Source organism: Pseudoalteromonas sp. BMB (assembly GCF_001709235.1).
Lineage (GTDB): Bacteria > Pseudomonadota > Gammaproteobacteria > Enterobacterales > Alteromonadaceae > Pseudoalteromonas > Pseudoalteromonas maricaloris.
Genome location: NZ_MBQA01000187.1, coordinates 1 through 26,188 on the forward strand (window position 1 = coordinate 1; position 26,188 = coordinate 26,188).

At 43.3% G+C, this 26,188-nt stretch carries 22 protein-coding genes and 1 rRNA gene; 14 read left to right on the top strand and 9 right to left on the bottom strand.

Annotated elements, in window-relative coordinates; genetic code table 11:
- Positions 1-109, top strand: a 5S ribosomal RNA gene (gene rrf, locus BB427_RS17120); the annotation flags it as partial.
- 174 nt (positions 110-283) lie between these two features.
- Here rrf and purU read toward each other — a convergent pair.
- Entirely contained in the window at positions 284-1,114 is an 831-nt protein-coding gene (purU, locus tag BB427_RS17125; RefSeq protein ID WP_045989754.1) for a formyltetrahydrofolate deformylase, read from the bottom strand.
- A gap of 106 nt (positions 1,115-1,220) precedes the next feature.
- Positions 1,221-4,646: a PAS domain-containing hybrid sensor histidine kinase/response regulator gene (locus BB427_RS17130; protein ID WP_069022151.1), complete on the bottom strand. Its 3,426-nt coding sequence runs from the start codon at positions 4,644-4,646 to the stop codon at positions 1,221-1,223.
- Positions 4,647-5,056: 410 nt separating this feature from the next.
- On the opposite strand from BB427_RS17130, the gene BB427_RS17135 reads away from it, so the two are divergent.
- From BB427_RS17135 to BB427_RS24910, 13 genes are all read left to right on the top strand, one after another.
- A complete protein-coding gene (locus BB427_RS17135) occupies positions 5,057-5,320 on the top strand; it encodes a DUF4212 domain-containing protein (protein WP_010378736.1) in 264 nt (87 codons plus the stop codon).
- Between the two features lie 11 nt (positions 5,321-5,331).
- Positions 5,332-7,056, top strand: a complete 1,725-nt coding sequence (locus BB427_RS17140; protein ID WP_045989751.1) for a sodium:solute symporter family protein — start codon at positions 5,332-5,334, stop codon at positions 7,054-7,056.
- A gap of 90 nt (positions 7,057-7,146) precedes the next feature.
- Complete coding sequence (locus tag BB427_RS17145) at positions 7,147-8,985, top strand: DUF294 nucleotidyltransferase-like domain-containing protein (protein ID WP_069022152.1); 1,839 nt, start codon at positions 7,147-7,149, stop codon at positions 8,983-8,985.
- Positions 8,986-8,988: 3 nt separating this feature from the next.
- Entirely contained in the window at positions 8,989-9,606 is a 618-nt protein-coding gene (locus BB427_RS17150; RefSeq protein ID WP_039491478.1) for a 3'-5' exonuclease, read from the top strand.
- A gap of 109 nt (positions 9,607-9,715) precedes the next feature.
- Entirely contained in the window at positions 9,716-10,726 is a 1,011-nt protein-coding gene (gene epd / locus BB427_RS17155; protein WP_069022153.1) for an erythrose-4-phosphate dehydrogenase, read from the top strand.
- Positions 10,727-10,853: 127 nt separating this feature from the next.
- Positions 10,854-12,032 (top strand): phosphoglycerate kinase, encoded by a 1,179-nt coding sequence (locus tag BB427_RS17160; RefSeq protein WP_069022155.1) that lies wholly within the window; start codon positions 10,854-10,856, stop codon positions 12,030-12,032.
- 198 nt (positions 12,033-12,230) lie between these two features.
- A complete protein-coding gene (fba, locus tag BB427_RS17165; protein ID WP_010378749.1) occupies positions 12,231-13,295 on the top strand; it encodes a class II fructose-bisphosphate aldolase in 1,065 nt (354 codons plus the stop codon).
- A gap of 528 nt (positions 13,296-13,823) precedes the next feature.
- On the top strand, positions 13,824-14,777 hold the full coding sequence (locus BB427_RS17170; protein ID WP_069022156.1) for a porin: 954 nt from the start codon (positions 13,824-13,826) through the stop codon (positions 14,775-14,777).
- Between the two features lie 301 nt (positions 14,778-15,078).
- Positions 15,079-15,768, top strand: coding sequence for a phosphate regulon transcriptional regulator PhoB (gene phoB / locus BB427_RS17175; RefSeq protein WP_010378755.1), 690 nt, complete (start codon positions 15,079-15,081; stop codon positions 15,766-15,768).
- A 51-nt stretch (positions 15,769-15,819) separates the two neighbouring features.
- Entirely contained in the window at positions 15,820-17,148 is a 1,329-nt protein-coding gene (gene phoR, locus BB427_RS17180) for a phosphate regulon sensor histidine kinase PhoR (RefSeq protein WP_069022157.1), read from the top strand.
- Between the two features lie 77 nt (positions 17,149-17,225).
- On the top strand, positions 17,226-18,194 hold the full coding sequence (locus BB427_RS17185; protein ID WP_017216573.1) for a PstS family phosphate ABC transporter substrate-binding protein: 969 nt from the start codon (positions 17,226-17,228) through the stop codon (positions 18,192-18,194).
- Between the two features lie 209 nt (positions 18,195-18,403).
- Positions 18,404-20,026: a methyl-accepting chemotaxis protein gene (locus BB427_RS17190; RefSeq protein ID WP_010378764.1), complete on the top strand. Its 1,623-nt coding sequence runs from the start codon at positions 18,404-18,406 to the stop codon at positions 20,024-20,026.
- Between the two features lie 184 nt (positions 20,027-20,210).
- Entirely contained in the window at positions 20,211-20,471 is a 261-nt protein-coding gene (locus BB427_RS24910) for a hypothetical protein (protein ID WP_083229906.1), read from the top strand.
- Here the strand turns inward: BB427_RS24910 and BB427_RS17195 are convergent.
- The 7 genes from BB427_RS17195 to pcnB all read right to left on the bottom strand — a co-directional run bounded on the left by BB427_RS17195 (position 20,361) and on the right by pcnB (position 26,092).
- Complete coding sequence (locus BB427_RS17195; RefSeq protein ID WP_069022158.1) at positions 20,361-20,768, bottom strand: phosphate ABC transporter substrate-binding protein; 408 nt, start codon at positions 20,766-20,768, stop codon at positions 20,361-20,363. The two genes, BB427_RS24910 and BB427_RS17195, sit on opposite strands and share 111 nt — an antisense overlap.
- A gap of 11 nt (positions 20,769-20,779) precedes the next feature.
- On the bottom strand, positions 20,780-21,973 hold the full coding sequence (locus BB427_RS17200; RefSeq protein WP_069022159.1) for a porin: 1,194 nt from the start codon (positions 21,971-21,973) through the stop codon (positions 20,780-20,782).
- 330 nt (positions 21,974-22,303) lie between these two features.
- The gene (locus BB427_RS17205; protein WP_039491465.1) at positions 22,304-22,534 is read right to left on the bottom strand and encodes a hypothetical protein; all 231 of its coding nucleotides are present in this window, start codon (positions 22,532-22,534) and stop codon (positions 22,304-22,306) included.
- Positions 22,535-22,543: 9 nt separating this feature from the next.
- Positions 22,544-23,392 (bottom strand): pantoate--beta-alanine ligase, encoded by an 849-nt coding sequence (gene panC / locus BB427_RS17210; RefSeq protein WP_069022161.1) that lies wholly within the window; start codon positions 23,390-23,392, stop codon positions 22,544-22,546.
- An 85-nt stretch (positions 23,393-23,477) separates the two neighbouring features.
- Positions 23,478-24,272, bottom strand: a complete 795-nt coding sequence (gene panB / locus BB427_RS17215) for a 3-methyl-2-oxobutanoate hydroxymethyltransferase (protein WP_069022163.1) — start codon at positions 24,270-24,272, stop codon at positions 23,478-23,480.
- A gap of 20 nt (positions 24,273-24,292) precedes the next feature.
- Positions 24,293-24,775 carry a 2-amino-4-hydroxy-6-hydroxymethyldihydropteridine diphosphokinase gene (gene folK / locus BB427_RS17220; protein WP_069022164.1) on the bottom strand — a complete coding sequence of 161 codons (483 nt, stop codon included), beginning with the start codon at positions 24,773-24,775 and terminating at the stop codon, positions 24,293-24,295.
- Positions 24,776-26,092, bottom strand: coding sequence for a polynucleotide adenylyltransferase PcnB (pcnB, locus tag BB427_RS17225; protein WP_069022166.1), 1,317 nt, complete (start codon positions 26,090-26,092; stop codon positions 24,776-24,778).
- Positions 26,093-26,188: the final 96 nt, after the last annotated feature.

Genomic DNA, 26,188 nt, shown 5'->3' on the forward strand with positions numbered 1-26,188 from the left:
TGACTATAGCGTTTTGGACCCACCTGACCCCATGCCGAACTCAGAAGTGAAACAAAACAGCGTCGATGATAGTGTGGATTACCCATGTGAAAGTAGAACATCGCCAGGGCCAAATAAGAGAAACCCGTTGCAGCAATGCGACGGGTTTTTTGCTATGTGTGATTTGAAAATCTCGCGAGGTGAACTCGCTCCTACCACCGAATACACAGCATTGTGGGAGTGCACGCATCCATGCATGCATTCATTCATTTCCTATGTTGCTAAACAGCGCTTCTGAACTTGATTATGAAAAGACGACGGTTTTATTGCCGTTAATGAAAAGCTTATGCTCGCAGGCTAATTGTAGCGCGTTACAAAATACTGTTTTTTCAATGTCTCTACCGATTTTTGCCATCTCTTCAGCATTTTGAGCATGGCTAACTTGCGTGACATTTTGGGCAATAATAGGTCCTTCATCTAATTCATCATTAACAAAGTGAGCGGTAGCACCAATAATTTTCACGCCACGCTCAAATGCCTGATGGTAAGGTTTTGCACCGATAAAGGCAGGCAAGAATGAGTGGTGAATATTAATAATTTTCCCGTCAAAGCGTGATACAAATTCCGGTGTTAAGATCCGCATATACTTTGCCAGGCCAACAATATCAGGATCATATTGTGCGATTAAATCGGCCATTGCACTGTCGTGTTCAGCTCTACTCAACCCTTCATGTGATACCAGATGAAAAGGAATACCAAAGCCTTTAACAAGGGGCTCCAACGTATCATAGTTTGCGATAACTGCTTGTACTTCAATATTGAATGCTTGTTCGTATTGTTTAAGCAACACGCCGCCTAAGCAGTGCGCTTCCTTCGTCGCAAGTAGCACCACTTTTGTTCGTTCTTGTCCGTATAGGTTTAATTTGGCGCCAGTTGGTAATGACTGACGAAGTTGTGCCAGAAAGTTATCACTGGGTGTGCCTGTGAGCTCTGTACGCATAAAGAAGCGCTGTCCTTCTTTATCTACAAACTCATTATTACGCGTGATGTTTAGGTCGTGCTCATGACAAAGGCTAGTGATCTTCGCGATCAGTCCTATGTCATCTTTGCACTCTGTAGTTAGTATGTAACTCATTTCCTCATTCCAATTCGTCTAAGCGAACTTTCAGAATACTGCGAATTGGCAGTGAGATAAATGCTTACCAACAAAAAACTTTGCGATTGCTATCGTATTCAACAGCTCACCGCCCATGATTGAGCAGAGCCTTGAGTTTTGCTGGCTTTACTGGCTTAGACAGATAATGGATCTGCTCATTCTTAGCGGCGACTTTTACTTCTTCATCCCTCACAGCGGTAATTAAAATAGCAGGAACCGTATCTTGCCACACGGTGCGTAGCGATTTGATCAATGAGATCCCATCACAGTTATCGTTAAGTTGGTAATCCATTAAAATAACATCTGGTGCAGGATTATGTTTTGCGTAAGCAAGCGCGTCTTCTACTTTGTAAAACAGCTGATAGTAGCAATGCCATTTATCTAGCAGGCTCGCCATGGCTTCTAGGTTTTTCGGATCGTCATCAACCGCGATGACATTAAGTTGAGTTTTGCTTTGCGGTTTTTGGCTAATATCTTCTTTTACTTGGAGTAAATCCACATTGCCATAGGGTATGTCTATGGCAAAGCGGCTGCCTTGATTGACAACCGAGTTCACTGAAATTGTGATGGATAAGAGATCGCATAGACGTTTTACAACACCAAGCCCAAGCCCAATACCTTTATTATCGCCTGCTTGAATACGATAAAAATCGTTAAAGATCTTATTCTGCTCATGGTTTGAAATACCAGGACCGGTATCCCACACTTCAAGCCTTAAACTATGTTTACGGCGTCGACAGGCGATGAGCACTTTGCCACTGTCGGTATATTTAACGGCATTGGAAACCAGGTTTTGAATGATCCGGCGCAGGTAAGTGGTGTCACTGTGCACAATGCTGTGGGAGCTTCTCACCTTAAGCTCGAGACCTTTCTCTTTTGAAATGATGGCATACTCATTTGCCAGTGGTAGTAAGATATCGTCAATGTTGAAATGCCTAGGGGTTGGTTTCATTGCACCTTGCTCTAGTTTTGCAATATCTAAAAGCGCACTCATCAGGTGCACGGTGGAGTCTAGGCTATCGGTGAGTTTTTCAAAGTTACCCTGATCTTTACTTATTAAATTGTGGGTATCAATCGCCGCTAAGTATAGGCGTGCGGCATTGAGTGGCTGCAAAATATCATGACTGGCAAGCGCTAAGAAGCGGGTTTTACTCTCATTTGCTTGTTCTGCTTCTTTTTTAGCGGCCATTAGTGCCTGCTCTGTTTCGTGACGATTGGCTATTTCCGCTTTAAGATCCATATTAATGGTGCGGATCTCTTGGGTTCTGGCTTCAATACGGTTCTCTAGATCCATATTGATTTCTTCCAGTGCGTTTTGCGTCGCAATATGCGTGGTGATATCTGAAAAACTCGTCACAAACCCGCCTTCAGGCAGCGGGTTCCCTGTCATCTCAAATACTTGGCCATTACGACGGTGGCGAATAAAGTGGTGAGGAGTGCCATTTTTCAAATGTTGAACTCGCTTATCGACGTGTTTATCAATTTCACCAGGACCGCATTCACCGCGCTCGGCGTTAAAGCGGATCACTTCCTCTATCGGTTGTCCTACTTCTAAGAAACCGTCTGGGTAGGCGAACATCTCGTGATAACGCCTGTTCCATGCAACAAGTTTTAGATCTTTATCAACAACCGAAATCCCATGGCTTAGGTTTTCTAATGAGGTATAAAGTAGGTTTTGGTTGAACTGTAGTGCTTGTGTGGTTTCATCAAAAAAGTTAACCACCTCTTCAAATGCCATTTGGCGACCCGATGACACGGTACGGATCAGAGCTTGGGCAGATGAAGCTCCGAGCACTCCCGTGAGTGCGCGCTCGCAGAATGAGATAAATTCAGGAGCTGGGTACGCATCATTATCTTCTAAAATATTATTTTGAGCATAGTGCCCGAGCAGTTGCTGACTGCGCTGAACCCCCAAGAAGGTTTGTAGCAGCACTTTAAAGTCATACACGGTAGCACGAACTTGTTTATTCAAGCGTTTGGAGAGTGCAGCCTGATCTTTAGGGTTTACGAATGCCGCGGCCTGAATACGGTCGATTAGGCGCTCCTGTGCACCGATAGAGAAGCTAATATAGCAACTAATGTTGGCGAGCAGTGCAAGTAAAGTTCCTCGGGTGATAAGGGTCTGACGCATTTCATAATCAAGTAATCCTCCAGCTTCCAGAATTGGAAACATAAGAAATAGCATCCAGCAGATAAAACCCGCGATGAGCCCCGCATATACGCCATACGCATGGCCTTTACGCCAGTAAAGTCCACCGACAATCGCAGGTAATAGCTGAGTCACCAATGAGAAGGCGACTAAGCCCATATTCGCGAGTGCTTCACCATGACCAAACCATTGCTGGTACATATATGAAAGTAATAAGATTGCGGCGATAACAAAGCGTCGAACTAAGAGTATTTGGCTCTTAAAACTGCTGTTTAGAATGTTCTTCTTAAATTTACGCTTGAACAACAAGGGCAATACCACATCGTTTGATAACATGGTGCTAAGTGTGAGAGTCGCAACGACTATCATGGCCGTTGCCGCTGATAAACCGCCGATAAATACAAATGTAGCGAGGATCGGATGCTCCATCATGATAGGTAAAGCGAGTACGAAACTATCCGGTGCCGCACCATAGCCAATATCGGGGTGGATAGCGGCGGTAGCGATTGGGATGATCATGGCTGCTATCAATAACAAGTAAAGCGTAAATGCCCAGCGTGCGGTTTTTAAGTGTGAAGTATTGTGGTTATCCACTACTACAACATGAAATTGTCGGGGCAAACAGACGATGGCAGCCGCTGCCATAAGCGTTTGTCCAACGAAGTTGAAGTTAAAGAAGTCAAAAGATTGCCAATGTTCGCTCAATGCTTCAAATGAGTCTGGAACTTGAGCTAAAGATTGCCATGCAAGCACGGCAACAATACCGAGTGCGAGTAGTTTAACGATAGATTCAAAAGCAACGGCCAACATCAACCCTGAGCGATACTCAGTCACATCTACCTTTCTGGTGCCAAAGAAAATCGCAAATAATGCCATGATCAAGGTGCCAGCCAATGCGAGCGCAGTGCCTGACACTTGCTCATCCTGCTGTAATAGCAGGAAGCTACTACTCAAGGCTTTGAGCTGGAGTGCAATATATGGAATGGTTGCCAATAGGGCTATCATCGTTACCATGACGGCCGTAGTTTGGCGTTTACCGTATCGTGCCGAAATGAAATCGGCAATGGTGGTGATATTCTGCTTTTTACTGACCAATATGAGTTTGCGCAAAAACCCCTGACCGAACAAAAACAGTAAAATGGGCCCCAAAAGAATAGGGAAGTAATGCCAACTACTGGTGGCCGCAGTACCTACCGAGCCGTAATAAGTCCAAGAAGTACAATAAATCCCTAAGGAAAAGGCATAAACAAACGGATGATGACTAATTTTGAGTGCGCGGGGGGTGGTTTTATCTCCCCAGTTGGCGAGCCAAAAAAGTACACCAATATAAGCAGCGGCAACAAGGAGTAAAATGGCAGTCATAATGTTTGTTATAGTTTTTGGTATTAATATCGTCATACTTTAGCAAACAAATGGCACCCATAGTCTAGTTTACTCTATAATTTTATTTGAGATTTATATCTTATTTAAAATCAAAGTGTTAGGGTTTTGTTTGGTGAGTAAAGACGTTCATTCACCATTCAAGTTAGACTAATGTCTTACTGTCGTATCCACTCATTGAAAATACATCTTCATCCAACCTGTTTTGACTTATCTTTTTGTTTATAAAGACTTTTTAATTCTAATGAATATCACGCATCTGCAGTTTACGTAAACGTTAACTTGGCGTTACGACTAAGGTCTCAATTTCAACTTACCAAGCCGTTGCTACTCTCATTAAGGTCTATTAACACAACTTGCTCCATGTTGGAGCGGGTGATAGGAGATTTAAAATGGCTTTTAAAAGTGAAGAACAAGCGAAAGCATATTGGTCAGAAAATCTCGCCTTGATGTTTAAGCTACTCACTATTTGGTTTGTCGTCTCATTTGGATTCGGCATCCTGTTAGTTGATGTGCTCAACGAAGTTCGTTTTTTTGGATTTAAACTCGGATTTTGGTTTTCTCAGCAAGGCGCAATTTATACTTTTGTTGCGTTAATTTTTGTCTACGTTTCAAAAATGAATGCGTTAGATAAAAAATACGGCGTGGATGAGTGAGGAGCTAACCGATGGATGTTCAAATTTTAACTTTTATTATCGTCGGCCTTAGTTTTGCGCTTTATATCGGTATCGCCATCTGGGCGAGAGCTGGGTCCACGAATGAATTCTATGTTGCTGGCGGCGGTGTGCCTCCTGTTGCAAACGGTATGGCAACTGCTGCAGATTGGATGAGTGCAGCGTCCTTTATTTCAATGGCGGGGATTATTTCCTTCGCTGGTTACGACGGCGGTGTTTACCTGATGGGGTGGACCGGCGGTTATGTATTACTTGCCCTGTGTTTAGCACCTTATTTGCGTAAATTTGGTAAGTTCACGGTACCAGATTTTATCGGTGATCGTTACTATTCTCAGGTTGCACGTGTGGTTGCGATCCTGTGTGCTATCTTCATCTGTTTTACCTATATTGCCGGTCAAATGCGTGGTGTTGGTGTGGTTTTCTCTCGTTTCCTCGAAGTGGATATTGAAACGGGTGTTTACATCGGTATGGTGATTGTATTCTTCTACGCGGTACTTGGCGGTATGAAGGGGATCACTTATACACAGGTCGCTCAATATTGTGTACTTGTCTTTGCTTATTTAGTTCCTGCTATTTTCATCTCACTGATGATGACGGGCCATTTACTACCACAAACCGGCTTTGGTGCAACGTTGGCTGATGGCTCGGGCACCTATCTACTCGACAAGCTAGATGGACTCAGTACCGAGCTCGGTTTTGCGCAGTACACTGAAGGTTCTAAGAGTATGGTTGATGTGTTTGCTATTACCGCTGCACTTATGGTTGGTACTGCAGGTCTGCCACATGTAATTGTTCGCTTCTTCACCGTTCCTAGAGTAAAAGACACTCGTATTTCAGCTGCTTGGACCTTAGTGTTTATCGCTATCGTATATACAACTGCACCTGCTGTTGCGTCATTCGCTCGCGTAAACATGATCGACACTATCAACGGTAAAGATGGTAGTGGCACGTTATATGAAGAAGCACCACAGTGGGTGAAAAACTGGGAAAGAACGGGCCTTATCGTATTCAATGATAAGAATGGTGATGGCAAAATGCAGTACTCTGCAGGCAAGATTGATGATCCTGCAAGTGCAAACGAAGTGAAGATTGACCGCGATATTATGGTATTGGCAAATCCAGAAATTGCGAATCTACCTGCGTGGGTGATTGCATTGGTCGCTGCAGGTGGTATTGCTGCGGCGCTATCGACAACCGCTGGTTTGCTACTGGTTATTTCAACATCAGTATCACATGATTTGTTGAAGCGTACCATTAAGCCGGATATCAACGATAAACAAGAATTGCTGGCTGCACGCTTAGCAGCGATGGTTGCTATCGCAATCTCGGCGTACTTTGGTATAAACCCTCCAGGGTTTGTTGCCTCGGTGGTTGCATTTGCCTTCGGGTTGGCTGCGGCGAGTTTCTTCCCTGCAATTATCATGGGAATATTCTCTAAGCGAATGAATAAAGAAGGTGCGATTGCCGGCATGGTAACGGGTATAGGTTTCACTGCGGCTTATATTATTTACTTTAAGTTTGTCAGCCCTGAGCTAAATGCCCCTGCAAACTGGTTGTTTGGGATTTCTCCTGAAGGGATCGGTATTGTAGGTATGCTAGTGAACTTCGTTGTAGCTGCACTGGTTATGAAGGTGACTGCGGATACACCTGAAGAAGTCAAAGTGATGGTTGATGGGATCCGTAACCCTAAAGGGTCTAGCGCTGCTCACGCACACTAAGCAATGCTAATCGAATTTGCCCAGCCAGTGTGCTGGGCAAATTTGTTTTTGATAGTGCAAAATTGTAGACGATTAAAAGGACAGTTAGGTATGACGCCAGAAATTCAAGATGTCTTTCAGTTTGTTTATAAACAAGCCCCGTTTTCTGAATTGCCCGAAGCGGCTGCCAGCTACTTTTCAAAACATATCGAAATTGTTTATCTTAGCCAGACGAATCAACAAGATTGGCTTCAAGATGGCAAGCCAAATCTATATCTGCTGCGCTCAGGTGTAGTTGATCTGATCTCAGCTAAAGACGAAGTCATTGGTCGTATGAGCGAGGGAGACTACTTTGGTTATCCTTCTTTATTAACCGGTGATGCTATTCAAAATCGCATCGAAGTTCAAAAAGATGGCTTGGTTTATATTCTCAATGAGCAGAACTTTGATTTTTTACGCCGAGAATATAAACCTTTTGAGCAATACTTTGTTAGAGCACACGCTAACCGACTACTTTCTTCTCGTTATAAACAGCAAAGCGAAACTTGGTCAGAGCGGAAAATATCTGAACTAATGACTAAAGATGCGGTTACTATCGCGCCGACAGCGAGTATTCGTGAGGCCGCCAAATTGATGAGCCAGCATCGTGTTTCATCAATTATGGTCACGGAGCAAGCGCGCTTGGTTGGCGTTGTGACGGATAGAGATCTGCGCAATCGAGTTCTAGCGCAAGACAAAGATCCCAGTGCTCCACTTGCTGAGATCATGACGGAAAAGCCAAAACATATTTTTGAAAACAACCGTGTGTTTTCGGCCCTGCATTTAATGCTTAAGCACAATATTCATCACTTGCCTGTGTTAAATGAAGCATATAAACCATTGGGCATGCTGACCAGCACCGATCTACTGAGACAGCAAAAAAGTGATCCGGTGCAACTTATTGGGAGGATCTATAAAGCACAAAATCTTCTGGCTATCAAAAATTGCGCTCAGGAGATCCCGGATCTATTGCGTCAATTTTCCTATCATATCGAAGATATTTCACTGATTGGCAAGTTACTAAGTGGCCTCACTGATGCGCTAACATCAAGATTAATCTATTTATATCAACAGCAGCACGGTGCCGCGCCATGTCGCTTCGCGTGGATCTGTTTTGGCTCTCAGGCACGAGAAGAGCAGACCTTACATTCAGATCAAGACAATGGTTTGTTGCTACCAGACAATATCAGCGAAAACGATCGTCGTTACTTTGCTGCTTTAGGCGCGTTTGTTTGTGAGCAACTCAACGAGTGCGGTATTCAATCTTGCCCGGGAAATATCATGGCTAGTAATGCAGATTGCCGTGGCACAGTTGCCCAGTGGACCGCCAAATTTAGCAAGTGGATCTTGTCTCCTACGCCAAAAGCGATGCTTAATTGCAAGATCTACTTTGATATGCGTTTTATTGATGGCGCCAGCGATCTCTATGCGACCCTGCGCCAATCTTTGGAGCAGATCAGTCGAAACGAGTTGTTTTATGCGGCAATGGCGACAGACATCAACGCAAACTCGGTACCGATCGGGATCTTTCAACAATTTAAGCTGGAAAAAGACAAGAGCAAACATAAGTATTTAGATCTGAAAAAGCGTGGGGTTGCTATTATCAACGATGTGGTTAGGTTGTATGCGCTAAAGGTTGGAGTTGCAAGAGCTAACACCTTAGAGCGCCTAGAGGCACTGACTAAAAGCCCATTGCTTGCTAAGTCGGATATCGACAATCTAAAAGACTGTTGGCGATTCTTGACACAATTGCGGTTAAAGACCCAAATCAACCGTGAAGGATTACCTGGAAATTGTATTAACCCAGAAAACCTCTCTTCTCTTGAGCGCCATCAACTCAAAGAAGCATTTTATTTAGTCAAACAAGCACAGCAGGCGAGTGCGTTTAAGTTTGCTCGAGGGAGTTTATAAGCAATGAACTGGTTTTCTCACTCTGTTGCTAAGTGGCGCTATAAACATCAGCCGTTTGCGCAAGCCGAGTTGGTGGTGCTAGACCTTGAGCTCACCGGGCTTGATCCTAAGCGCCATGAAATTGTGTCGGCTGGTTGGTTGCCGATTAAAAATATGCGGATCCAAGTGAAAGATGCACAGTATCATTTGAACAGTGAAGTGCGAACGCTTGCACAAAGTCCAGTTTTTCACGGTATTGATAGTAGTCAATTGGCAGATGGTGAGTCCTTACAAACTTTGTTGCTGGCGCTTCAGCGCGCGCTCCACGGTAAAGTGTTGGTATGTCATAACGTACAGATGGATTGGGCGTTTCTTAAGGCGGCATTTCAGCGCTTTGAGCTAAACGTAAGACCTGCTTTGTTGTTAGATACCATGCAGATAGATAAGCGTCGTGTGTTAAAGCAAGGCTATCCGTTGGCGCAAGATGCATTAACACTAAATGCTTGTAGAATGCGTTATGGTTTACCTCCTCACCAATTGCATGATGCGCTTAGCGATGCTTTAGCGACAGCGGAACTACTGTTGGCGCAATCTCAGGCCATTTGTGCTGGCGGTAAATGTAAAATTGCGGATTTAACTTGAGTTAAAAAATTGCCCTAGCCCCTTACACATTTCACTCAGGTCGATTACAATAGCGCCATCAAAACGAAGGGGAACTTTCGTACTTGCGACTTCATGGATTTTCAATTTAATGACAATCAAGCTTGCAATTAATGGCTTTGGTCGAATAGGGCGTAATATCGTAAGAGCACTCTATGAGTCGGGTCGTCACCACGAAATACAAATTGTAGCCATCAATGAGTTGGCGGATCCTAAAGGGATCGCGCATCTTCTAAAATACGATACCTCACATGGGCGTTTTGCTTTTCCAGTTTCGTTAACAGAATCTTTTTTGGAAGTAGCTGAGGATAAGATCCAGTTATTTTCAGAGCCAGATCCAAGTCACCTGCCTTGGCGCGCGCTGGATGTTGATGTGGTGCTCGATTGCACTGGCGTCTATCATTCTCGTCAGCACGCACTTGCGCATATTCAGGCTGGGGCAAAGAAAGTATTATTTTCACATCCTGCGGATGCTGATGTTGATGCGACGGTGATCTTCGGTATCAACGAAGAAATACTGTTACCTGATCACACCATTGTGTCTAACGGCTCATGTACAACAAACTGTATTGTTCCGGTAATTAAAGTGCTAGACGATAAGTTTGGTGTTGAGTCTGGCGCTATTACGACTATTCACGCCTCTATGCATGATCAACAAGTGATTGATGCTTATCACAGTGATTTGCGTCGTACGCGTGCGGCAAGCCAATCCATCATTCCTGTTGATACTAAGCTGGCTCGCGGTATTGAACGTATTTTACCTAAGTTCCAAGGTCGTTTTGAGGCGATCGCGGTACGGGTGCCAACAATCAATGTTACGGCGATGGATCTGAGTGTGACGCTCAATGAAAATGTCACAATTGATGCGGTAAACTCAGTTCTAAAGCAGGCTGCTGGTGGTCGTTTAGAAGGGGTACTGAGCTACACTGAAGAGCCGCTAGTGTCGGTTGATTTTAATCACGATCCACATTCTTGTATTATAGATGGTACGCAAACTCGAGTGAGTCACAAGCGCTTGGTTAAGCTACTAGTTTGGTGTGATAACGAGTGGGGTTTTGCTAATCGTATGCTTGATACCGCTTGCGTGATGATGCGTGGCTAATCATTTGTTTCAGACGCTGTTATAATCAAATTGTCTGCACAAAATTAAAACAATAATTCAAACCGAGGTAGCAAACGATTGCTGCCTTGTAGATAACAAAATGTATCGTTCTTTAAGGAGATGTCCAATGTCAGTCATTAAGATGGCGGATTTAGATTTAAACGGCAAGCGTGTGTTGATCCGCGAAGACCTAAATGTGCCAATTAAAGATGGCAAAGTCGCGTCGGACGCGCGGATCCGTGCTGCACTACCTAGTATCAAATTAGCGCTAGAAAAAGGTGCTAAAGTGATGGTGATGTCTCACCTTGGTCGTCCAACCGAGGGAGAGTATGATGCACAATATTCTATGCAGCCGGTTGTGGATTATCTTAATGATGCGTTATCTCAAGATGTACGTTTAGTGACTGACTATCTTGACGGCGTGGATGTACAAGACAATGAAGTTATCGTATTCGAAAACGTGCGTTTTAACGTTGGCGAGAAAAAAGACGATGAAGTACTTGCGAAAAAACTAGCAGCGCTTTGTGATGTCTACGTGATGGATGCCTTTGGTACTGCGCACCGCGCACAGGCTTCAACACATGGTGTTGGCTTATACGCTGAGGTGGCTTGTGCAGGTCCATTGCTTGCGGCTGAACTAGACGCACTTGGCAAAGCACTAGATAACCCAGCTCGTCCTTTGGTGGCCATCGTTGGCGGCTCTAAAGTATCAACCAAACTAACTGTGCTTGATTCATTGTCTAAGGTTGTTGACCAACTCGTGACTGGTGGCGGTATTGCAAATACTTTCATTGCTGCAGCGGGTAACCCTGTCGGTAAGTCGCTGTACGAAGCGGATTTGATCCCTGAAGCGAACAAGCTAGTGGCCGCTGCTAGAGCGAATGACGGTGATATTCCTGTTCCGACCGATGTGGTTGTAGGTAATGAGTTTTCAGAATCTGCAGTTGCTACCATTAAAGATGTAAGCGAAGTTTCAGACGAAGACATGATCTTCGACATCGGTCCTGATACAGCAACTCAACTTGCTGATATCATTGCAAATGCTGGCACTGTGGTTTGGAATGGCCCTGTGGGCGTATTCGAATTTGACCAATTTGGTAATGGTACTGAAGCGATTGCCAATGCTATCGCTAAGTCGTCAGCATTCTCAATTGCTGGTGGTGGTGATACGTTAGCTGCTATCGATAAGTATGGTGTTGAGCAAGATATCTCTTATATTTCTACAGGTGGTGGTGCTTTCCTTGAATTCCTTGAGGGTAAAACGCTTCCTGCGGTCGCCATGCTTGAGCAGCGAGCTAGAGACTAAAATTGATTGAGGTAGCGTTAAGCTGCCTCTTAATATCAGGTAAACATCACTCTCTCACATACTTGATGTTTACTTGACGACGCGTAGCGTCCGGTTAGCCAACAAATAAAGTGGTTAACTTCATCAGTTTAAGCTGGTGTAAACATATTATCCGTTCAAACCGATAGCGGTGGCTATCAACAATTGGAGAAAAGCAATATGGCTTTAATCAGTATGCGTCAACTTCTCGATCATGCAGCTGAGCATGGTTATGGCGTTCCGGCATTTAACGTGAATAACCAAGAGCAAATGCGTGCGATCATGGAAGCTGCGGACAAGACAAATAGTCCGGTTATCGTGCAAGGTTCTGCTGGTGCACGCAAATATGCTGGTGCACCATTTATCCGCCACATGATTTTAGCAGCTGTAGAAGAATGGCCTCATATTCCAGTTGTAATGCACCAAGATCATGGTACTTCACCTGCTGTATGTCAGCGCTCAATTCAACTTGGTTTCTCATCAGTCATGATGGATGGTTCTCTAATGGAAGACGGTAAAACGCCTTCAAGCTACGAGTATAATGTGGACGTTACTCGTCGTACCGTTGAAATGGCGCACGCGTGTGGCGTGTCTGTTGAGGGCGAGCTAGGTGTACTTGGTTCTCTTGAAACCGGTGAAGCTGGTGAAGAAGACGGTATTGGCGCTGAAGGTAAATTAACAGAAGATCAGCTACTAACAGATCCTGAAGAAGCTGCAGACTTCGTCAAGAAAACCAATGTAGATGCGCTTGCTATTGCATGTGGTACATCACACGGTGCTTATAAATTTACTCGTCCACCAACGGGCGATATCTTAGCAATTAACCGCATCAAAGAAATCCACGCTCGTATTCCTGATACTCACTTAGTAATGCATGGTTCGTCTTCAGTTCCGCAGGACTGGTTAGCAATCATCAATGAGTTTGGTGGTGAAATCCCTGAGACTTACGGTGTACCGGTTGAGCAAATTGTTGAAGGTATTAAATTCGGTGTTCGTAAAGTTAATATCGATACCGATTTACGTTTAGCATCAACAGGTGCTATTCGTCGCCACCTTGCGCAAAACCCAAGCAATTTCGATCCACGCAAATTCTTAGCTGAAGCGACGAAAGCGATGACTGAGATCTGTATTGCGCGCTACGAAGCGTTCGGTACAGCAGGTCAAGCAGCTAAGATCAAGCCAATTTCACTTGATGATATGCACTTGAGATATCTAACGGGTGAGTTAGATCCTAAAGTGAAATAACTTACCGGATCAAAATTTGACTAAGTAAAATTGTGCATCGCACTTTGATACTTCAAAAAGCCTCTGAAATAGAGGCTTTTTTGTATCTGATCCTTGATTGGAAGCCAATGTTCAATAGGGCTGCAAGGTGAAAATACACTTGGATCGCCATTTTACTAGCGAAGTAAATAGGGATCAGATCTTTACTAACAAAGATCATTGTTTGACTAAGTGGATATATTTCAAAACCTCAGATCAATAAGTTAGCTTCGCTTAGATCATTTTTATACCAACTTGATCGAGCGTGAAGTAGTAAGAGGTTAGTAAGAAAATGATCTTGGGGACGATCTTGTTAGTAAAAATCTGATCCTGACAGTGGATGATCCCCAGCAGTTAATAAAATACTGATCCCGGAGTCAGTTTCTTGATCTCCAGCTAAAAGTGTCTAACTTTAAAAATACGAGATCTGTTCGCTACGTCCTCTCTGTCTGGCTTCGGCATCTCAAACCTTGTTGTACTGCGCCCAAATACTATCCAAGGTGATCAAAGATGAAAATGAAATACCTACCATTTGTTGCTCTAAGCCTTTGCTCTATGAGTGTTTGTAGTTATGCAAACGAAGCTGTATCTCTATACGGTAGAGCTCATGTCGGTGTACAGAATTCTGATAAAGATGGTGACAGCGATACTTCAATTGAAAGTTATAACTCTCGCATGGGATTAAAGGGAGCTACAAAGCTGCAAGAAGGACTTGAGATTTTTTATAAATATGAATTCCAAGTTGAGATCACGGATCAAGACAAAGATGGTAAATCAGGTGATAACCTTACAGCACGCTCTCAGTATCTTGGGGTTAAAGGGAGCTATGGTCAGCTCCTGATCGGCCGTGATGATACACCGATGAAAAAGTCGCAAGGCAAAGTGGACTTAATGAATGACTTTTCTGGTGATATTAATTCGTTCTTTGTTGGTGAAAATCGCCTTGGTGACACCGTGCAATATACGACTCCAGCGATCAATCATTTGCAGTTTACGGTGAGTTATATTGCCGAAGACAACAGCAAACAAAATGGTGAAGATGGCTTATCTTTGTCGGCAAGTTACGGTGATAGCAAACTCAAGAAAACCAATGTATATGTTGCTGTTGCCCATGATAATAAAGTCGCGGGACAAGACATTAATCGCGTGACGGTACAAGGAAAACTAGGGGACTTTAAACTCGGCGGTATGTATCAACAAAATGAAGCGATAGATAGTGATGAGGAAGTAGACAGTTTTATGGTGAGTGCTGCCTACCAAATTGAGTCATATACCTTACTGGCTCAATATCAAGATTCGGATGGGGCAGCAGGTAAGCTGAAGGACTCTGGCAATGCAGCCTCTGTGGGTGTGGAAAAAAGTTTAAGTAAACAAGCTCGTATGTATCTTTGGTATTCGAAATTTTCTTTGGATAACAACGAAGATCACAACACGATGGCGGTCACATTGAGGTATGACTTTTAATTTACAAAGGCGTAAGGCTATTTACAAAAAGCATGCTGATTTTGCGGTGAATTGCAGCGTAGTTTTTGTAGTATGGTTTGGAGATCGTAGTCCATATTTCGAAAACACTATTTTGAGACCAATATTTTAGTATGAAATATATTTAAAATCATATTATTACAAATAAATAAGGTATTCCCTTTGTAGCCAAAAAAGAGATTTTTTTGGCTTGTTTTGCGTTTACACGTTACACTTTCATAAAAATGTCACAGTTAGTCATAATAATGACATCAACAACGTCGGTAACGAGAGAACATTGGGAATGTCACGTAAAGTACTTGTAGTTGATGATGAAGCACCTATCAGAGAAATGTTGGTGTTCGTACTAGAGCAAAATGGTTTTCAAGCAATTGAAGCGGAAGACTATGATTCAGCGGTTGCTGCTATGGTAGAACCTTATCCAGATATGGTGCTACTAGACTGGATGCTGCCAGGAGGCAGTGGTATTCAAATTGCTAAAAAGTTTAAGCAAAGTGAATATACCCGTCAGATCCCAATCATCATGCTAACGGCAAGAGGTGAAGAGGAAGACAAAGTTAAAGGATTAGAGGTTGGTGCGGACGATTATGTGACAAAGCCTTTCTCTCCCAAAGAGCTAATGGCTCGTATCAAAGCGGTAATGCGCCGAGTTTCGCCGACGTCGCTAGAAGAAGCGATAGAAGTTCACGGATTACGTTTAGACCCTATTTCTCACCGAGTGACATCTGCAGGCACTGAGTTAGATATGGGGCCAACAGAGTTTCGTTTATTACATTTCTTCATGACACACCCTGAACGTGTTTATAGCCGTGAACAGCTGTTAGATCACGTATGGGGTACTAATGTGTACGTTGAAGATCGCACTGTAGACGTTCATATTCGTCGCTTACGTAAAGCTATCGCACCGCTTGGTCACGATCGCTTAGTGCAAACCGTACGTGGTGCAGGTTACCGCTTTTCGAGTAAACTGTAATTAGTATTCCAAGAGGAACTGAATTATTTGGTTCCTAAATGGATTTAGTCTATGTATCGAGTGATTGATAAACAGGCGTTAACAAGACGCCTGTTTTTGTATTTCCTACCACTAGCCTTAATTGGCTATTTAGTCAGTGCACCTTTTCTGTTTCTTTTCATCGGTGCTTTCGTCTTATTAGTTTGGCATTACAAACAACTCTATCGTTTGAGCGACTGGCTGCTCAACCAACGTAGTTTTAATCCACCTGAAGGTAAGGGCGCTTGGGAACAAGTGTTTGAAGGGATCTATCAGCTTCAGCAACGTAATCGCAAAAAGCGCAATGAACTCGCAGAACTGATCCGACGCTTTCGTGAAGGGGCTGAAGCTATCCCTGACGCGGTCGTTGTACTGCAACAAGATCTCAGTATTGTGTGGTGTAACCAATTAGCCTTGAAAGTGTTAGGTCTGCAATGGCCTACAGATCATGGTCAAAGATTGGATAACCTTATCCGAGATCCTAAATTTGTAAAATACATGCATGAACATCGCTTTGATGAAGCATTAGAGCTTGAGACCGGGCTTGCACATGAGCAAGTGTTGGAAATACGAGTCATGCCTTATGCCGAGCAGCTTATGCTGGTGGCGCGTGATGTTAGCCGACTAAAGCAATTAGAGCAGATGCGCAAAGACTTTGTCGCAAACGTATCTCATGAGCTAAGGACGCCGCTAACCGTCATGGCTGGCTATCTAGAGATGATGGATAGCGATAATATGCCACCCCCCGCGATGTGGGCTAAAGCACATGGCACTATGATAGATCAGTGTAAACGGATGGACAGTCTGGTAAATCAGCTTCTTTCCTTGTCTCGAATCGAAGGGGCGAGAAAGCAAGACAATGACAAAGCCGTGAATATTCCAGCGATGCTTGATCTTATTCATACCGAAGCGAAGTCACTTAATCAGGAAAAGGGCCATGAGCTCGTTTTTGATATTGATCCGACTTTGGATATCAAAGGGGCTGGGGATGAGTTACGCAGTGCTTACTCAAATTTAATTTTTAATGCTATTCATTACACCAAACCCGGTGGGCACATTCATGTACGTTGGTATTTAGAAGACGACTTGCCGACGTTTAGTGTTGTCGATAATGGTGATGGTATCGCGCCTGAACACATTAACCGACTAACTGAACGATTTTACCGAGTGGATAAAGCACGAAGCCGAAAAACAGGCGGCTCGGGCCTTGGTTTAGCAATTACTAAACATGTGTTGTCTCGCCATGACTCAGCTTTACATATTGAAAGCAAAGTGGGTGAAGGCTCTCGTTTTTGGTTTGCTTTCCCCAAACAAAAGCGAATTTTTATGACAAATGATGAAAGTCATAAAAGTGTAATTTAAGAGTAATTTTATTGTCATTTTATCGCTGCACAATGAGCTGCGTAAAATAACTGGGACCAACAACTGGAGTGACCCCAATGAAATTTAAAAGCTTAGTTGCCGCAATGGGTGTGGCTATTACTACATTAGTTTCTACTCAAGTATCTGCTTTAGACGAAAAGTTACCAGAGTATAATAAAACCAGCGGTATCTCAGGAAACTTCTCTTCTGTAGGTTCTGATACGCTTGCCAACATGATGACGTTTTGGGCAGAAGAATATAAAAGAATTTACCCTAACGTAAATATCCAAATCCAAGCTGCTGGTTCTTCTACTGCGCCACCAGCACTAACGGAAGCAACGGCAAACTTCGGCCCTATGAGCCGTAAGATGAAGTCAAAAGAAATCGAAGCTTTTGAAAAGCGTTATGGTTATAAGCCAACAGAAATCCGCGTAGCAATTGATGCGCTAGCGGTATTTGTACACAAAGATAACCCAATTGAAGGCTTAACAATTGAACAGGTTGATTCAATCTTCTCTTCAACGCGCAAGTGTGGTTCGGCAGCACAGGCAAATCGCTGGAGTGATGTTGGTCTAACGGGTGATTGGGCTGCAAAAGATATTCAGCTTTATGGTCGTAACTCAGTATCTGGTACTTATGGTTACTTCAAGAAAAAAGCACTGTGTAAAGGTGACTTCCGCAATAATGTTAACGAGCAGCCAGGTTCTGCGTCTGTAGTACAGTCTATCTCGTCTTCAGTGAATGCGATTGGTTACTCTGGTATCGGTTATAAAACGTCAGGCGTACGTACCGTACCACTAGCGAAAAAAGGCACGAACTACGTTGATGCAACATTAGAAAATGTGGCACAGGGTAAATACCCACTGTCTCGCTTCCTATACCTATATGTAAACAAGCACCCTAATAAAGAATTAGCACCTATCGAAGCTGAATTCTTGAAGATGGTATTGTCTAAAGAAGGTCAAAAAATTGTTGAGAAAGACGGTTATGTTCCTCTTTCTAGCGAAATGGCGACACGTGAATTGAAAAAGTTAGGTTTACTTTAATCAATTACTCAACCCGCTAATTACTTGTTGTTATTAATGCCGCTCATTGAGCGGCATTTTTTATTTTCACACTTCCATGTTCCCAGATTGAATAATTTGTTTAAATCTTCATCCTCAAGCGGCAAAAAAGCTGGAAATATTCTATATTTAGTTAAAATTTATAATAAATCAGTCGATAATGAACTCGTCTTACTTCAAAAGGTGTATATATGAGTCTAGGTACTGCTTTTGCTGATCTTAGTATCACCAAAAAGATCCACGCAATTACGCTCGTTGCGGTTGTCGCTTTTGTGGTTATCGTGTTTGTTAATTACAACGCTATTAGCTCTAATCAAAGGGCATTAAATGAATTAGAGGAGCAGACATACAAAATTCTTAACCTCGCCACAGAAAACGCAAATAAGCTGCAGAATTTAGATGAGCTATTCACTCAAGCTGTAACCTTCGGGGATGCTGAATTACTAGATAAAGCAAAAGAATATCAACAGCAAATCCAAGCTAACCTGCAAAAAATTGAGTCGGTACAAAGCGGCTTTATGCCTTCAGATAATAGCGACGAACTTGCACAATACGGCAAAATTGCGCAACAAATTGCTGGGGGAATGATAGATGGTACAGCTGATTTTTCCCGTATCCAAGAAGATGCCAAAAAGAAAACTGAAATCTACGAAGGTTTAGTCGCAGATTTTACCAAGGCTAAAACGAACGCGAATGATCGTTTTGTTGAATTACTTCAAAATACCGAAGAGCGCTCAGCAAACGCGCTCACGATAATGTTGATTGTGGCCGTTATTTCTTTACTTGTGCTGGTTTTCTTAGCGGTTGTGATTGCAAGAGGTATTGGTAACTCTGCTAAGGATGCGGCGCAAAATCTGAAACTATTAGCGCAGGGGCAGGGTTCTTTGTCTACTACGCTCAATGTGCGCTCTCACGATGAAATTGGTCAAGTATCCATAAACTTCAATGAATTTGTTGCGTTACTAAAAGGGGCGGTTGTCGAGGTGATGAGTGTCGTCGAGCCTTTGATGAAAGACTCAAGTCGTCTTGTTCAGGGCATGGAAAAAGCAGAAGGGGCAACGAATCAACAAACGCATGACGCAGAAGTGGTACGTCAATCTATGGAAGAAATGCGGTTAAGTGTGGGTGATATCTCTCACTCGGCGTCACAAGCCTCTGATGCTGCCCAGCTGGCCGAACAAGAAGTTGAGCAGAGTAAGCGCCAAATTCAGGTGTCAGTTAACGAATCACAAGCGTTAAGTGAAGAAATTAATCATGCAGCAGAGACGATCAATAAGCTAGCTGATGATACGCAGAACGTGACGCAAATCTTAAATGTGATCACATCAATTGCAGAGCAAACCAATTTACTAGCCTTGAATGCTGCGATTGAAGCTGCTCGTGCTGGTGAGCAAGGTCGAGGTTTTGCGGTGGTTGCCGATGAAGTCCGCGAATTAGCCTCAAGAACAGCCAAGTCGACCAATGAGATAAGAGAGCTTTTAAATGTGCTAACAGAAGCAGCAAATCAAGCGGTGAAAGCAATGACAAGTGCAAGCAGTATGGCAATTAATAACGCTGAAGCTGCAGCACAAACTGGGCAGTCGATTGAGCAGATAGCAGCACAAATCTTGTCAATTAATAGCATGAATGGCCAAATTGCTGCGGCAACGGAAGAGCAGACCTCGGTAGCAGCTATGGTAGTGAATAATGTGACATCTATGCACCAGTCTTTCCAAGACACAATGCAAGCGTTGAATGAAGTACAAGACGTTGCTGAAAATCTCCATGTATTGTCCGATAACTTGAAAGATGCAACCTCAAAATTTAGAGTCTAATGCTTTAATTTTTAAACAATAAATAAAAACAGCCACATTAAGTGGCTGTTTTTATTTGATAAGGAATATTAGGGCCTGTTTATCTTTCAAGTTTGCTTTTTGCAGCAGTTTGATTGGTATTTATACAAGGCAGAGCCTGCGTAGCATAGTCATTCTATGTGAGTCAGGCGAGAACACAGTAGAAATGCCAATCAAGCGCTGCCCTTTGGGTTCACCTGAGTGCGCTTTGATCATTGTTGCTCAACTTTTGCCTAGATCACTAGGCGGCAAGTCGAGCGTCGCGACCAAAACCCACTCAGAAGAACAAAAATCAAACAGCAAAGGTCAACAGGCCCTAGTATTTACCTATCACTTTGACGGCTCCGGTTACTTTACTTACATCAATATAACCGATTGCGTCTGCATTGCTCGAAACAAAATCGATTACCGCTTGATCGTTATCTAGCTTCTTCGGAGGTGTTCCTTTACCGGTGAATACTAATTTAGACCAATGAGCATTTAGCTGAGAGCTAGATTTACCAATCACTTTGTCGTTAAACTCGTCAAATACAGCATTACCATCCTGATTCACAGGGGTCGCACTACTACCATCGGCAAATGATTTGCTTTTGCCAAGGAATAACTTTTTGATAGTACTGTCATCCACAGTAGATGCATTTGCTGAGTTCACGATAATGGCAACATCTGCTAAAGCTGCTTGGCTGGCTAACAGTAGCCCTAAGGTCATTATTTTTTTAATCATATTAGCCTCCGTTAGAATACTAAATCGATACCGAAGCTCAACAGTTCAACTTTTTGATCTGTCAATGTGTTATCGAATTGGTTTAGTTCAATCTTGAATGCTGCTGACGGATGGAAGTCATAACGTGCACCAATACTCCACGTTTCTGATTCTGCACGAGCACCTGCAAGCGCACCATTAACAAGTGTTCTTAAATAAGGTGCATTTGGATTGGTTGGATCGGTCGTGACAGGAATGGTTACACCATTTGGAGCGGTGATGGTGAGTGGGACAGAGTTAAACTCGTCATTCTCATTCTTATCTTCATTGTGTTCGTAGGTTAGGTGGACTGTCCATGCATCAATACGGTAACCGAGGGAAGCGTAATACTGCTGTTGTTTAGCTAGTATGCTGTTATCCACTTCAAACTGAGTGTATTCTGCATCGAACAAGATATCGTTATAGTCGATAGCAATACCAATCGCGGCAAAGTAAGCATCATCCTTATCGACAGCAATATCATCCGCTTGTTGAGTTAGCCCATAGCCAGTTAACCCTGCCAACAACCCCGATAGTTCAGGGCTATTAGCTGCACTAATGCTCGCTTCGGTAGCAAAGTAGGCCGCACGCGCACTGAACCAATCTCTGCTTAGTGTCCAGTTAATACCTACTGTGTTGTTCAACTCAGCTTCATCTGAGTAGGTAATAGCAACAATGTCGTCATCTACGCTGCCTAAAGCTAGCTGTACAGTGCTTTCCCATTCCCCTAATGTCGAATTATGGATATAACTCAATCCGTTATAGGTGCTAAAGCTTAGGTTATATACAGATTGAGGTGGTTTAACCCAGCGGTATGCATAGCCCACATCTAAAAAGTCAGAATAGCGATAGAATGGTATGCGCATTTTACCTGCGCTTATCTGTGACGAGTCTGAAATCGCATAAGTTAAGTATGCCCATTCAAACTCGGCATCAAAGTCATTCTGACCACGGCCTACGATCTGTGCTGTGGCAGTTAGACTTTCTTGTAGATCGGCGGAAAGTTGTAGGGCGAATAAGCTACGATTCTCCATATCAAAATCATTGTCATAGCCATATAGTGTGTCGTCACTATCTAGCGTTTGACCACCAATAATGGAAGCAAAACCATTAATTCTGATTTCAGCGGCGCTGTGAAAACTCACTGTCCCAAGCGCTATCGCTAATGCAATTGCTGACTTTTTCATATTGATTCCCATTTTCTTTGCAAAGAGTCGTGTCTGTAACACTCATTAAAAGCGCTGATACTGAGCTCAACAATAGTGTTACTTTTGTCTTAGAGATTAGAATAAAAACCAGAAATAACAAGTTATTAAGAAAAGTTAGTGCTCACTGCTTGCATTGTTTAAGAAACCAAGTCTTGAGCCAAGTTAAGTTGGTGTTGTATGTCCATCTCATCAGACCAGTTTATTGTATCGCAAAATATTCTAAAAAGGTGAATAAAAAATAACTGCGGGAATTAGAAAGTGCTTGTATTTAAAAGAATATTAAGGGAATTTTTTGCCAAAAAGAGCAAACTATCGTTTGCTCTCGGTAATTTTTTCAGCCTGTACTTTGCAGGCATTATACTGCTCAATACATTTATCAGTGCATATCTGTAAAGACATTGTCTCTGGTGTGTTTTGCATCTCACAGCTGCGTTCGCATTGATAGTTCTGCTGTGCACACTGATTTAACTCAGGTGAGATAGAGTTACTGCACCCCAATAGGGTGGTAGAAAATACTAATAAGGCGAACGCAATTTTCATTATTATTCCTTAGACTGTGACTTGAATATTATCAATCAGTCTGACTTTGCCGAGAAAAGCTGCGGCAAGAATGACGAGTTGATTATCTTCGAGTGTAGCAGGTTTCAAGCTATCTTTTTGACAAATGTTAAAATAATCCAACTTTAAACCCGCATTATGCAGCATTTCTGTTGCATTTTTTGTTACCTTCGAAAAGTCTTTTTCGCCATTCTCTATAGCGTCAGCTGCTGCTTTTAGCGCTTGAAAAAGTACTTTAGCAGTATCTTTTTCAGATTCAGAGAGGTAACCATTACGTGAGCTCATCGCCAGTCCAGAAACTTCTCTTTGAGTCGCAACACCAATCACTTCAACAGGAATAGACAAGTCTTTCACCATTGTTTTGATGACCTGTAACTGTTGAAAGTCTTTTTCACCAAAGCAGGCAAAATCAGGTTGTACTAAGTTAAACAGTTTAGTGACAACCGTTGCAACGCCACGAAAGTGTCCAGGGCGTGTACCACCACAGTGTCCTTCAGATACTCCCGGCACATCAACAAAACTTTGCGCATTTAGGCCGTTAGGATATATGGTCTCAACGGTAGGCGTAAACACAATATCGGTTTCTAGTTCTGCAAGGCCTTGCTTGTCTTGTTCAAGCGTACGTGGGTAGCTGTCGAGGTCTTCGTTCGCACCAAATTGCATTGGGTTTACAAAGATACTGACAACGACTTTATCCGCTAGGGTTTTCGCTTTTTCTACTAAGGAAAAATGACCACGGTGAAGGTTACCCATCGTTGGTACGAAGGCTATGCTCAACCCTTGTTGGCGCCAAGCTTTAATCTGGCTTCGTAACGATTTAATCTCAGTAACTGATTGCATGTTGTACTCTAACTCAATAATAACAATACCAACCCAAACAAAACGCTTGGATCAGACTCAGCGATAAGCATCGCTCATCGCAAATTTAATTAAATTCGTGATCAGGCCCCGGGAAGTCACCTGATTGCACGTCTGCACAAAACTTTTTCACCGCATCTGGCATGTTGCCAGTTTCGAGCAGGAAGTTCTTCGAGAACTTAGGAATATAGCCTGCAGAAATACCGACCAAGTCATGCATAACCAAAATTTGGCCATCGGTCTCTTTACCAGCGCCAATACCAATGACCGGAATTGCCACGGCGTCGGTAATACGTTTAGCCAGTGCTGAAGGCACACATTCAATCACAATCATTTGAGCACCAGCACGTTCTAACGCTTGTGCATCGGCTATCATCTTTTGCGCTTGTGCTTCTTCACGACCTTGAATTTTAAAGCCGCCAAACACGTGCACTGATTGTGGGGTTAAACCTAAATGACCACAAACTGGGATCCCTTGCTGAGTAAGCAGTGCAATGCTGTCGTAAAGCCATTCACCACCTTCAAGCTTAACCATATTAGCACCAGAGCGCATCAAGGTAGCTGCATTCTGACAGGCTGACTGCGGATCTGAATAGCTCATAAAAGGCATATCGGCGATAACGAATAGCTCTTTACAACCAGCTCTGACACAACGGGTGTGATAGGCAATGTCATCCGTGGTAACGGCTAAAGTGTCTTCACCACCTTGTAAAACCATACCCAGAGAATCACCCACTAAGATGACATCTACGCCATTGTCGTGAAATAACTTTGCAAAACTTGCATCGTATGCGGTGAGGGCTGTTATTTTTGTTCCTTCACGCTTCATTTTGGCAAGTGTTGAGACGGAAATTTTTGCCATGGTAAACCCCTTGGATTGGTTTATTTGAGGATTGCTAATCCGTTAAGTGGTAACTTTTGTGTTAAAGAACTAAGCTCAGTGCCATCAGGTAATTTGAGCTCTGGCGCTATCTCTAATAGTGGATAGACGACAAATTCTCTTACTTTCAAGCCGTAATGTGGCACCGTAAGTCTATCACTGTTAATGGTGTCGGTATTAAAAAGCAGAATATCTAAATCGAGCGTGCGCGGTCCCCAGCGCTCAGCTTTGCGTACACGACCATGTTCAAGCTCTATTTGTTGCAACACATCGAGTAAAGACTCTGCTGTTAATGATGTCGCCAGTTTTGCTACGGCATTCACATAATCAGGTTGATCTTGAGGGCCCATAGGTTTTGAGCCATACAGGCTAGAGTGCTGGACAAGCGAGAGGTCTGGATGGGCGGCGAGCACATCGAGTGCTCGCTGTATTTGTGCCATCGGTTCGGATAGGTTTGCACCCAATCCAATGTACGCAATATTCATTTAATCTTCTTTTGGTTTTCTTTTTGGCTTACGTCTATTATAACGACGCTTAGGTTTGCTTTGGTTACCTAAGTTGCGAACCATGTCTTTTTGGCCGATGACGTCATTCTTGAGGTAATCAGTCCACCAAGCTGCAAGTTCTTCTTGCTCTTGCTCACCACTTTCAACACGCAATAATAGGAAATCATATGCGGCTTTGAATCTCGGCTGCAAGCTTAGGCGATATGCACGCTGGCCTGAACGTTTATCTAGGCGTTGTTGAATATGCCAGATATCTCGGGCACCTAAAGTAAAGCGTTTAGGCACAGCAACGTGTTTAGCATTTTCAGCAAGGACGTGATTAATGGCTTGCATAAAGGCATCATATTCATTCATACCTTCGGCCGCGAGCGCTTCGCTTTTAGCTAAAATCGGGAACCATAAAAGTGCTGCATAGATAAAGGCAGGGGTTACTTTTTTATCCGCGTTGATACGGCTATCCGTATTGGCAAACATTTGCTGAATAAAGCGACGTTCAAAGTCATTATCAGGCTGTGCTAGGATTTTATCTAACGCTGGGAATAATTGTGCAAACAAGCCGTATTCACGCATCTGAAGAAAGTTTTCTTCCGCTTTACCATTTAAAAATAGCTTTAGCGTTTCTTCGAACAAGCGTGCAGCTGGAATATGCCCAAGTAACGGCGCTAGTGCTTTAATCGGAGTGCGGGTCGGGGTAGCAATCTCCATATCCAGTTTGGTTGCAAAGCGGATAGCTCTCAGCATACGTACCGGATCTTCACGATAGCGAGTTTCAGGGTCGCCAATCAGCTCAATTTTACGCGCTTTAATGTCAGCAACACCACCGGCAAAGTCGCGTAAGGTGAAGTCATTAATCGAATAATATAGTGCATTGATAGTAAAGTCGCGGCGCTCGGCGTCTTCTTCAATACTGCCGTAGACATTGTCGCGTAATAGCTGCCCGTGTTCGCTGGCCTGACTTGTCGTGGCACAAGAGTCATCACTTTGATGGTGGCCACGCATGGTGGCAACTTCAATAATTTCCCGCCCAAAAACAATGTGCGCAAGACGGAAGCGACGACCTATTAAGCGACAGTTACGGAAGAGCTTTTTGATTTGTTCAGGTGTCGCATTGGTAACGACATCAAAGTCTTTAGGCTCTATTCCTAGCATGATATCGCGGATACAACCACCAACTAGGTAGGCATCATAGCCACCGTCTTTTAAGCGATAGAGCACTTTGATAGCGTTAGGGCTAAATTGTTTACGAGATATACCATGCTCGCTGCGAGGAATTATCGCAGGTGTCGGGCTGGCCATTTTCACCGTCTCATCGCCTTTTCCAGTTACAAACTGGCGGCAAAAGTTTACAAGCTTGGAAATAATAACTCGTCTCCTGAGCAATCAAGTTTTCTA